Origin of the sequence: Pantoea sp. LMR881 (assembly GCF_027157825.1) — a bacterium.
Taxonomy (GTDB): domain Bacteria; phylum Pseudomonadota; class Gammaproteobacteria; order Enterobacterales; family Enterobacteriaceae; genus Pantoea; species Pantoea haifensis.
The window spans coordinates 133,469-144,581 of sequence record NZ_JAPVOK010000001.1; the positions used below are offsets into that span (position 1 = coordinate 133,469).

Genomic DNA, 11,113 nt, shown 5'->3' on the forward strand with positions numbered 1-11,113 from the left:
ATATTCCTTAATTGTAAATTGTCTTCAGGAAGAAGGCGCTCACTTAGCCTTAAGGCAGGAATTAAGTCTACTGTCTGGAGAAAAAGCGAGATAAATCTGAAGCCCGGCATCATTGAAAAAATCGGAGAAGGCGTAGGCGTTTCACTGCTGATTACATCTTATTTATAAGGCGGTTAGCTGTAAGAGCACGATGTTTACCACAGGCCAAAAAAGTGCCGCAATAAAACGCTTACTACGCTATTAATAAGTACACACTGTGACAGTGCTTTGTATGGTATCTCTATGGCTCGCTATAACAGGAACGTAAAACTATGTCATCTACGCTAGGGATTATTCGGGTCCTTACCCACCCGGATCAACACTTTATTGAAGAGCACGGTCGGTTAATTTATCAGGCCTATGGACTGAATTCTGTTAGTCGCTGCATTCCCGATCAGCCCAGGGGGATATTTGATGACGCCAGCGAAGCTCTTGCTGTACCCAAAATCATTGCACTTGGCCAGCAATTGCAGTCGCAGTGTGACGTGTTGTTTCTGAGCTGTGCCGCTGATCCAGGCCTTGCAGAACTGCGTAAGGCGGTAAATATTCCGGTGGTCAGTGCAGGAAGCGCAGCAGCCAGTATTGCAGCGATGTTGCAGCGCCCGGTGGCAGTAATGGGAATTGGGGCAGAGGCACCACGTCCGTTTAAACATTATCTGGGTGAATCGGTTATTTATGCGCGCCCGGAAGGGATAACAAACACAACAGATTTACTGACGTCGCAAGGGCGACAAAGTGCATTAGCGTGTGCCGATCAGCTGTATCGCCAGGGTATAGAGGTGATTGCCTTTTCGTGCACTGGTTTTTCCACCATTGGTCTCGCTGATGCGATAAATCAGCAACTCGGTCAAATTGCTATTGATGCGGTACAGTCAGCCGGTCTGTTTGCCAGTCAGCTCGGTCGTTAAAGGCAACCGACGAGCATTCCGTTCATGCGATGCCGCCTGCAAACGGCATCGCAGTGCAGTACTTATTCCTTGTCTTTTTCCGACTCAGCCAGCTCTCTTTCTACAACATGCCTAAAGGGCTTCAGCAATTGAATATCAAGAATGACGTAGACCATCGTGCTGATGAACAATGAAATCACGCTGCCAAACACGCCACTGGTGGTAAATGTCAGATAGTTGTAAATGACAAGCCAGGTGACGCAAATAAATAAAGCGAGTGAAATAATAATGGCAGGCAGAGAATAATTGCTGGTTCCGGCGCCCTGAGTATGGGTTAATTTAAACATATTCCCGCTCGAATATTTTTCGAGTATATGAATGGTCCGTTCCCAGTTCCTTTGTTTGCGGGCGCTGGCGCGAGTAATAAACAAAAAGAGTATTGAGATAAAAAAGCCGGAGAAGGCAATAAGCACCGGGATAGCCTGCAAAGCATAGACAATACTGATATGGTCGGAATCGCCCGGCGACAAATCTAACGTAAGCGATGCGCCAAGCGCAGCATAGAGAAACACGAACAAAAGGAGAAAAGTTGCTGAACGTTTCCAGTCTGAATCCGCTTCAACATTTTTTTGCACGATCGCAATCTGTAACGACTGATTGATTCTGGCTGCATGACGGGAATCTGTTTCGATAGTAACAATATCCTCGTCAAGGAAATCGCGCATAAATTGCGCGTCATCTTTATGTATATTCATTGTATTAGTGTCTCAATAACCCTTTTCCACTTATTTTAATCACCTTAATAAAAAATGACATACGTTTCAGTTAAGCGTGTTAAGGTAATGCGAGCCGACTGAAGGAACGAAACAAAACCGGTTAAACACGATGTGACCAGTAAGCCATAAAGTTTATGCAGCTGCGATCCAGGCAGCACTCATCCAGTAAAAAGCGGCGCAGACGCTTTACAGCGGTGGATTCAGCAGCAACCCAGCCATAAAACGGCTGATTGCCGTCGGCACGTTCCCATAACAGCTCATCGTCGCCTGTTTCATTCACCTTTTCATAGGGCTTTTCGCAAGCTGCTACAGGAAGCGGCAATGTTTCCTGTATCGCTGCCAGCAAACGCTCCCCCAAACCGTACTGCCGGTCTCTTCACGGGGTAACCAGTACAGATGCGCAAAAGGAAATTCAACAGAAGTGAGGCAATCTTCACGTAGCGGGACTTCAAAGAAAGCCTGTACCTGCGGTGGGTTTGCCTGCTTTGCCAGCATTTCAAGAATATTCATAGCGGCAGGCAGAGCTGTTTCATCAGCAATCAGCAGTGCCTGACGTACCTGATGATGTGGCAACCATTCATAACCGCCACTGTCTTCCTCAGCCAGGGCGTTAGGTGCAACGATTTGTAACGTATCCCCTGGTTGTGCATGAAAGGCCCAACGGGATGCCGGCCCGGTTTCACCGTGCATAACAACATCAACAATGGCCTGTTTTTGCTCGTGTGAAACCGCACGAAGCGTATAGGTGCGTAATACCGGACGCTGCTGGCGTGGCAGTGCCAGATAATCTTCATACCAGCTATCGCTGACAGGCATGTTGGGTGTTTCACCGTTTTCAGCAGCGAACAGCAGCTTGATGCGTTGATCGGGTCCATCTGATTTCATCTGACAGATATCGTCACCGGTAAATACACAGCGCAGCATAGAGGGTGACAGCAGATATTTGCTTTTTAAGCGAACGTTAAACAGGCGGTAACCAGCAGCCATGCAGGGGATCTCCATCAGGTGAAAGGAAAATCGACATGTTTCAAACGAGAATTCTTATCATTTCGTAACGGGCCTGTCTAACGGATTATCGCGCTGAAGAGGACAGACAGTTACCTGGCAAGAAACAGGACCAGCGATAATTTCATCAGGCGTGAGCCTTATCTCATTCAGGCGTGCGGGAGCGGGACGCTTCACGACTGACCTGTTTTCCACCCAGCGCGTCGCCGTGATTTTACCTTTTTGATTCATCCTGCTTTCCCTTGATGTGAAAAGTCTAAAAAAATCTCTCCGATTTTTGATAATTCTCGATAAACTGCGTTAATTCTCCGTTAATTCTGCTGATCGATGAACTATTACTCTCCTGATGATAACCATCTGAAGTTGCGCTCAACGCGATTTGTGCGCCGTATGTTCGCCATGCGTCAGCTAGGAACGTTTCTCTGTTTTCTTCCCATTTTGTCAGTATTAATGGAAGCAGGAAAAGGAGCGGGCGCTTATGCCTTACTTTTTATTAATGCGTTTGTCTGGCCTTATATCGCTTATCGGCTGGCATTATCTTCACGCGACCATACAGGGCGCGAACGTATAAATTTGACACTGGATGCTGCATTTGGGGGAATTTGGGTTGCTATGATGGCGATCAGCCCGCTGCCATCTTTTATCATTATGGCCATACTCATTGCCGATCGTTATTCAGCTGGCGGATGGCCGCAGCTGATAGCGGCGCTACAGGCTTTTTTATTCGCTTTCGTAATGGTGTGGGCAGCAGAGGGTTCGCCGGTGGAGACGGATTTTTCAACGCGAACCGTGTGGTTAACATTGCCGCTGGCGACGGGCTATTTACTGGCGCTAAGTATTGTTTCGCATAATCTCACATTGAGTTTACGCAAAAAGAACCGTGAGCTTGAACGTATTGCGCTGATGGATCCTGGGCTAAAGATCCCTAATCGAAGACTGTTTGACCGTCGGCTTGAAAGTGAATTTCTGCGCACGCAACGCGGCGAGGGTAACGCCTATCTAATGCTGCTGGATGTTGATCGTTTTAAAAGCGTTAATGACACATTCGGTCATGAAGCGGGGGATTTCTTGCTGGCAGAAATTTCAGCATTACTGCGTGACAATGTAGGAATAAAGGATATTCCGGCCCGTTTTGGCGGTGATGAGTTGGGCGTCATTGTGCGAGATGCTGATGATGACACTATCGTGGTATTAGCGGAGAAGTTAAAAAGCCAGATCGCGTTGATTCAGCTGCCCGCATCCGCTGATTTTCAATGCTCAGTCAGCGTGGGTATTGCGGCTGCAATTAAAGCGCAATCTATCCATGAATGGCTGCGCTTTACCGATGAAGCACTTTATCAGGTGAAGCGCGCAGGGCGTAACGGCATTCAGTTGTGGCGCGATGATTCACTTCACTGATTCAGACAGGAAGCGCAGCGCGCTTCCGTCTACGCCGCTGCATTTATATCGCGTCGTATTCGCCCGTACCGTCTGGCCACGGGGTCAGCAAATCAAAGCCGCTTTCTGTCACCGCAACGGTATGTTCCCACTGCGCTGATAGCGAGCGGTCTTTTGTCACGACTGTCCAGCCGTCAGAGAGCACGCTGGTCCCGGCTTTGCCTGCATTAATCATTGGCTCTATGGTAAAAATCATACCGGCTTTGAGGGGCATCCCTTCGCCAGGCGTACCGTAATGCAAAATCTGAGGCTCGGTATGATAGATTTCGCCTACGCCGTGCCCACAATATTCACGTACTACTGAAAAGCCTGCACCTTCGGCAACGCGCTGAATCGCAGCGCCAATATCACCTAAGGTCGCGCCAGGACGCACCGTCCTGATCCCCGCCACCATTGACTGATAAGTGATATCAACCAGCCGTTTAGCACGAACCGATGGCTGCCCGACAAAATACATACGACTGGTATCGCCATACCAACCATCTTTGATAATCGCAACATCAATATTAACGATATCGCCATCCTTCAGTTTTTTACCCGCAGGAATACCGTGACAAACCACATGATTAACCGATGTACAGGTAGTGCGGCTGTAGCCGTGATAGCCGATATTGGCTGGCGTCACCTTGAGCTGGTTAACGATATAGTCATGGCAAATATCGTCTAACGCTTCGGTGGTCATGCCAGGCTTAACAAAGGGCGTAATCATGGCCAGCACCTGAGCGGCAGCCTGTCCTGCGGCACGCGCCAGCTCGATTTCATGCTGAGAGTGGATTTTTACTGTGTTCATGACACATCTCCTTGTGAAGTCATGGTGTCGCTAACGACTAAATGGCGGATGTCAGAGCCACCTTTAAGCTCAACGCGAATAAGCAATTGCGCCAGTTCATGTTGATTAAGATTGGGATAGAGTTCAGCCAGCATGCCTAACTTCATCCAGTGCTCTGCTTGTGAGTTAATGGAACGGCTCATTGCCTGGCTGGCAATGCGCAGGTTTTCATGCATCATATCGGAAATTTTTACGATACCCATATTAAACCTATATAAAACGTATATGGTTCGTATATTGCCAGAACGTAAGATAAAAACCCAGCATTATGATTTAAAGTGACGTTGTAACGTAAAGTGGGCGTTGGCATGCGGCTCAGGATGATAAATGAAACAGGAAATGGCTTGATTAACCCACTGTTTAAAAAAAAGCGCCTGAGTATAAGGCGCTTTCATTACCACTTGTTATCAGAACGAAGCCGTTAAACCTGCATAATAGGCGCGGCCAGGTTCATTATAGGTAGATGCACCTTGCGCTTCACGATAGATACGCTTATCCAGTAGGTTACTGATGCCCGCGTTAGCACGTAGATTCTTCGTGATATCGTAATTGAAATTCAGGCCAACTATAGAGTAAGCGCCAATTTCTTTAGTCGACAAAGCATTAGCTTCAGTACGCGATTCTGCATATTCGCGCGGCTTTTGCCGGCCATACATTGTCCAGTTCAGGTTGCTGGAAAAATTCTGCGTAACCTGCCAGTCCAGCATGGTATTGATGGTGTATTCAGGAATAATCGACAGCGGATTCCCCGTATCTTTATCTTTCGACTGGAACATATAGGTTGCGTTGGTGCGCCATTCCAGCGTGTCACGAATAACCGGGATCGTCATATTACTTTCCAGTCCTTCAACAACAGCTTTGCCGCCGTTGCTCCACTGCAATATATTGTCACCGTTTGCGGTATAACCAATCACTTGCGTGCCTGCGACGATTTTATTTTTGTAATCGTTACGGAACCAGGTAATGCCAGCAACATAACCTTCGTGGCTAAACTCGATACCTAATTCTTTGTTGACGCTCACTTCAGGATTAAGATCTTTGTTACCCAGTAAATAGCATCTGCCACTCTGAATGCTTACAGGGCAACCATTGCCACGTGTTGACAGTAAATAGCCTTCTGTTGACTGGTACAAATTTGGCGCTTTAAAAGCACGCGCAATGCCCGCTTTTAATGTGAAATAATCACCTAAACCCTGAGAGATGTTGAGAGCTGGACTCCAGTTCGCACCAAAACTGTCGTGATAATCAAAGCGCAGACCGGGAATAACTTCCGTACTATCGGTGGCAGCGATGTTATCTTCAAAATAGAGTGAGCTAATGGTGGCCGAATTTTTACTGCTGCGCCCAGATCCATCACCACTCACCCCACCAATATTGGCTTCAGAAGCATTCGTCGATTGCATTGAAGCCGGATCGTTGAGTTCATCACGATTCCATTCAGCACCAAGGGTAACGGTTTGTTCTCGCAAAATTTCAACTGGGAAACTGATTTCACTTCCTGCTCGGTAGCTTTCAAAACGGCTGGTTGAGAAAGTCGTGCTATTGATTCGGCCTTCGCTACTGCCTGCTGTGCCCTCCTGCAGACGGGTATTATTGGTCTTTTCGTAGTTAAACGTCAGCTTCGACTGGCCCCAGTCCCAGATACCGTTATGTGCGATGCCATAACTTTGGCGGTAGAGACGGTTGGTTTCATCACCTTCGAGTGATTCAATCAGCGCATTGCCCGCACCATTGCTGTATTGCGTATCACCCGCATAGATATTGCCCTGTCGGCTGTAACCATAAGAAAAATCAATAATTTGTAACGGCGTAATCTTCCAAGACAGCACACCATTGATATCTTTGTTACGCACGCCTTCACGACCCGCAGCGGCAGAACCATTTTCAGCAGTATTAATGTCGAAAGCATCAGCATCGGTTTTATTAAGGTTGCCATACAGCCGCATGGTCAAAGCTTCACCAGCCAGCGGTCCGCTCAGATTAAAGTTAGCGCGTCGGGTTGCGCCTTCTTTATTATCTTCAGGCTGATTTGTGTAGAGTGACAGTGAGCCATGCCAGTCATTAGTGGGGCGTTTGGTGATAATGTTGACCACACCGCCTGCTGCGCCAGTACCATAGCGCGCTGCTGCCGGACCACGAATAATTTCAATACGCTCAACCATTTCAGGCGGAACCCAGTTGGTATCGCCACGTGAATCACGCTCGCCTCGCCAGCTATAACGTACAGAGTTACGTGAACTGGCGGGAACGCCATCGATCAAAATCAACGTGTTTTCTGGTCCCATGCCGCGAATGTCAATTTGGCGATTATTACCGCGGCTGCCATTGGCCGTGTTACCCGTCAGGTTGACGCCAGGCATTTTTCGAATAATGTCGGAAAGATCGTTTACAGGAGGGCTTTTTTCAATGTCTTGCGCTGTGATAGTAGAGACACCTGGCTGCTGTTTTAACTCCTGCTCGGCAGTGATTAACATGGTTTCATCATCAGCCAGTTTTTCTGTTTCTTCCTCACTTGCACCGTAAGCAGAGGTGCTTAACAGTCCAGCCAGCAAAAGCGCGGCGGGGCGCTTTTGGACACGCATAGTTACATTCACTTAAAGGATCTCCCTGAAACATTTACGTTTGTAAGCAAATGCGTATGATAATGATAATGCTTATCATTGTATATGCGCTCGCCAAACCTTTACATTCCTCAACAATTGGGTAAAAAACGCTCATCAGTCAGGTTCAGATAGCAGTTTTATCAGTGCGTAATCTGATGCTGTTTCCGTGTTAATATGCCTGTAAACGTGTCTTTATGACTCCAGACCTATTAAGTCTGGAGTCATAAACAAAAAAATGGTAGACTTCACCTCAACTGTGTCTGATAAAACGTAAATTCACGCTATGACTGATCGACAAAAGGAATGCGTTTCGCCCCACGTTGGCCGCCATGTTGTACTTTGGCTGGAAAACGTGAAGCAATCATCGCTTGCTCAGCTTGATAATTTCGGGGATGACGGTTCTGTAGAGCAGGTCCTGAAAGTCTGGGTAAAACTCTCTTTACTGATAACCCGACGCAGACCAGAAATAGCTATCTCTTCGCTGTTGAAACATGTGCTGCCTCAAATCGGCATGTTGCCGTTAAAGAGCATCACGCGTCTGCGGTTGAATCGCCTGTATAATCATCTGATTGCTGAAGGTAAAAAGAAGAGGCCCGGCGCGTATTTGCATTGACCAAACAATTTTTGGCCTGGGCTGAAATACAGGGGTATCTTGATCATTCTCCCATAGCCTCAATGAAAAAGCGTGATGTGGCCGGGCGAGGAACACCGCCGCGCACCCGGCAATTATCCGATGCTGAAATTTGGGTTTTTTGGCATGGCCTGGATAACTGGGCATTATCAGAACAGGTTCGCTGGTCTTTACGTTTATGTCTGGTGAGTGCACGCCGTCCGGATGAAATTGTTCAGGCGCAAAAAACAGAATTTGATTTAATACTGGGATTGTGGAAGCAGGGGACACGTAATAAATCTCAGCGCGAACATATTCTGCCTGTTTCGCCTTTAATGCGTTTATGTATTGAATCACTTATTGCAGCATCAGATCCGTTATCCCCCTGGCTCGTACCTGCGCCTCGCGATACATTTCAGCCCGTTTCTAAAGGGGCACTTAATCAGGCATTAAGGCGAATGATACGAGCCCCTCGTGGATTAGGTCTGGAACCGTTTTCACCGCGTGATTTACGCCGAACAGCACGTTCAAAATTATCAGCTCTGAATACGCCCAATGATGTTGCGCGAAAAATCATGAATCATGCATTAGAAGGCATTGACCGCGTTTATGATACCCATAATTATTTAGACCAGATGCGTGAAGCACTCGACAATTACTCTCAAAGTATTCAGGAAATTATTAGCTGCGAAAGTTATCACGTGCCTGATCACCGTTTTGAAGGCGAAAAGCTTTATTTAAGTGAACAGGCAATGATGAATATGTCTGCCTGACGGCATGGTTATCAGAGAGCCAGGTTTAGCACGGAACTGATTATTATCGCCTTATTATCGCCAATATTATGTTGTAACTATAATGCGGCAAGTATGCAGTCAGAGCAGTCTTTGAAAAGGGTGTTCGACGAAGAGTGATTATGTTGAAATAAGCAGATCATTACATACCCGCTGAGCTTATCATGACAACTGATATCAGAACGCTGGATCTTAACCTTCTTAAAGCATTAGACGCTTTGCTTGAAGAGCGCAGCGTCACACGTGCTGCTGAAAGGTTGGCCCTGACGCAACCCGCAGTAAGCGGAATGCTCACCCGGCTGCGTGATTGTTTTGATGATCCTCTTTTTACCCGCACACAAAGAGGGATCATTCCAACATTACGGGCGCTGGAGCTGGCCACGCCAGTGAAGCAAATCTTGTATGATGTAAATTCACTGTTACAACCCAAAGCTTTTAATCCCGGGACGGCGGAAATAACGTTTACCCTGGCGGCCACTGATTATGCGTTACGCGCGATCGTCGTGCCCTTTATGGCAACATTACGCCAACAGGCCCCTGGGATTCGGGTTGCAGTTTTACCGGTTAATAACGATCAGGTGAAATCGCAGCTGGAAAACGGTGATGTTGATATCGCTTTAATCACACCTGAAACAACACCGCTCGATCTGCACGCACATGCTCTTTATGATGAAGACTATGTTTGTCTTCTGCGGCAGGATCACCCGGCAGTTATTGATGAAATAATGTCGCTCGATACCTTCTGCGCACTGGATCACGCCCTGGTTTCCTATGCAGGCGGGCTCTTTCGTGGCGTAACGGATGATGCACTGGCAAAGCTGGGACGAAAACGACGCGTTACCTTATCAGTGAGCAGTTTTTTAGTGTTGCCAGAAATTCTGCGAGTGAGCGATTTAGTTGCGGTGATACCGCGTCGCCTGGCTGTAAATACCCAGGGTTTGAAAGTAATGACGCCGCCGTTAACGATTCCTGGCTTCACAAAAACCGTTGTATGGCATGAACGCACTCACCGTGACGAGGGCTTTCGCTGGCTGCGCAGTGTGTTATTTTCAACCAGTACGGTAAGTCAAAGCGGCGCTTAACATAAGCGCCGCAGCACAGCTTAAATCAGAAAATCATCCAGTGAACCGCCAGCATCCAGTGCTTTTTTGACAGGTGAGGGCGTCCGACCCTGACCTGTCCAGGATTTGGTTTCACCGTTTTCATCAACGTACTGATATTTCGCCGGACGCGGTGCGCGTTTAGCTTTAGTTTTCGGTTCAACCGAGGCTAGCATGGTTAAATCTGAAATATCGATGCCGTCATTTAATAACATCTCTTTATATTTTGCCAACTTGTCTGCCTTTTCGCGCTGTGATGCGAGAGCAGTTTCTTCTTCTTCTCGACGTTCTGCAACGACAACAGAGAGTTTTTCAAGCATTTCATTTAATGCTTCAACATCAACTTCACGGGCCTGGGCGCGCAAAGTGCGCAAGTTGTTCAACGCTTTTAGCGCATCACTCATTGATAAATCCTTAAAGAGGGAACGAATAATTATAAAGCGCGTCAGTTTACGGAAATCAATTAAAAAAATAAACACATCATGATCTAAAAATCTACTGAGCACGCCCATCTGAGGGCGTCGCCTTTTACCTCCTGCATAAAATGACACGATTTAAAAACACTTCGTGCTGTCAACGCTGTTTAAAATGCCAACAGCAAAAGACATGAAAATACATTTTACGCATTCCGCTAAAGAGGTGAGCCTGCATACGCAAAACACCCATAACCCCGGGTATTTCCTGTATTACTTTACACGCTAAAATTCTCGCTGAACACGGATTCAAACAAAGCAGAGGAAATTATGTTATCAAGACTATGTTTCGCTTATTGATATGCCATGTGAATAAACATAAATCGAGTGCGTAATAAAAATAATTTGCTTTAATGTAAACCTTGCCATAACCCGAAGCAGTAAATTACGAACGTGACGGAATTATTTTTATCGACAACAGAGGCCGAACTTAACGCTGTGTTATATAAGCCCTGTCTCTTCTGAACAAAGGATTGTGGAATACAATTTATCTGCCGTTATTCGGTTTTCAATATTCAAGGCTATGTCAGATAAAGGGAATTTTAAATGGAGCCCTGCTGTGT

8 protein-coding genes and 2 pseudogenes are annotated in these 11,113 nt (G+C 46.9%); 4 read left to right on the forward strand and 6 right to left on the reverse strand.

Going from position 1 to position 11,113, the window contains the following annotated elements; all coding sequences use genetic code 11:
* Positions 1-311: 311 nt before the first annotated feature.
* A complete protein-coding gene (locus tag O3W44_RS00840) occupies positions 312-947 on the forward strand; it encodes an aspartate/glutamate racemase family protein (RefSeq protein ID WP_269291612.1) in 636 nt (211 codons plus the stop codon).
* 62 nt (positions 948-1,009) lie between these two features.
* On the opposite strand, the gene O3W44_RS00845 is transcribed toward O3W44_RS00840, so the two are convergent.
* Positions 1,010-1,681, reverse strand: a complete 672-nt coding sequence (locus O3W44_RS00845; protein WP_269291613.1) for a RipA family octameric membrane protein — start codon at positions 1,679-1,681, stop codon at positions 1,010-1,012.
* Between the two features lie 121 nt (positions 1,682-1,802).
* A pseudogene (locus O3W44_RS00850) lies at positions 1,803-2,689 on the reverse strand (siderophore-interacting protein).
* 345 nt (positions 2,690-3,034) lie between these two features.
* Between O3W44_RS00850 and O3W44_RS00855 the strand changes: the two are divergent.
* Positions 3,035-4,105: a diguanylate cyclase gene (locus tag O3W44_RS00855; protein ID WP_269291614.1), complete on the forward strand. Its 1,071-nt coding sequence runs from the start codon at positions 3,035-3,037 to the stop codon at positions 4,103-4,105.
* Positions 4,106-4,148: 43 nt separating this feature from the next.
* Here the strand turns inward: O3W44_RS00855 and map are convergent, their stop codons facing one another.
* The 3 genes from map to O3W44_RS00870 form a co-directional block, all read right to left on the reverse strand.
* Positions 4,149-4,934: a type I methionyl aminopeptidase gene (map, locus tag O3W44_RS00860; protein WP_269291615.1), complete on the reverse strand. Its 786-nt coding sequence runs from the start codon at positions 4,932-4,934 to the stop codon at positions 4,149-4,151.
* Positions 4,931-5,176, reverse strand: a complete 246-nt coding sequence (locus O3W44_RS00865) for a ParD-like family protein (RefSeq protein WP_269291616.1) — start codon at positions 5,174-5,176, stop codon at positions 4,931-4,933. Before O3W44_RS00865 ends, map begins: the two co-directional genes overlap by 4 nt.
* 204 nt (positions 5,177-5,380) lie before the next feature.
* The gene (locus O3W44_RS00870; protein ID WP_269291617.1) at positions 5,381-7,555 is read right to left on the reverse strand and encodes a TonB-dependent siderophore receptor; all 2,175 of its coding nucleotides are present in this window, start codon (positions 7,553-7,555) and stop codon (positions 5,381-5,383) included.
* A 304-nt stretch (positions 7,556-7,859) separates the two neighbouring features.
* Between O3W44_RS00870 and O3W44_RS00875 the strand changes: the two are divergent.
* Both O3W44_RS00875 and O3W44_RS00880 read left to right on the forward strand, forming a co-directional pair.
* Positions 7,860-8,959, forward strand: a pseudogene (locus O3W44_RS00875) (tyrosine-type recombinase/integrase).
* Between the two features lie 182 nt (positions 8,960-9,141).
* Complete coding sequence (locus O3W44_RS00880) at positions 9,142-10,059, forward strand: LysR family transcriptional regulator (protein WP_269291618.1); 918 nt, start codon at positions 9,142-9,144, stop codon at positions 10,057-10,059.
* A gap of 20 nt (positions 10,060-10,079) precedes the next feature.
* Here the strand turns inward: O3W44_RS00880 and O3W44_RS00885 are convergent, their stop codons facing one another.
* Positions 10,080-10,481, reverse strand: a complete 402-nt coding sequence (locus O3W44_RS00885; RefSeq protein WP_269291729.1) for an H-NS family histone-like protein — start codon at positions 10,479-10,481, stop codon at positions 10,080-10,082.
* Positions 10,482-11,113: the final 632 nt, after the last annotated feature.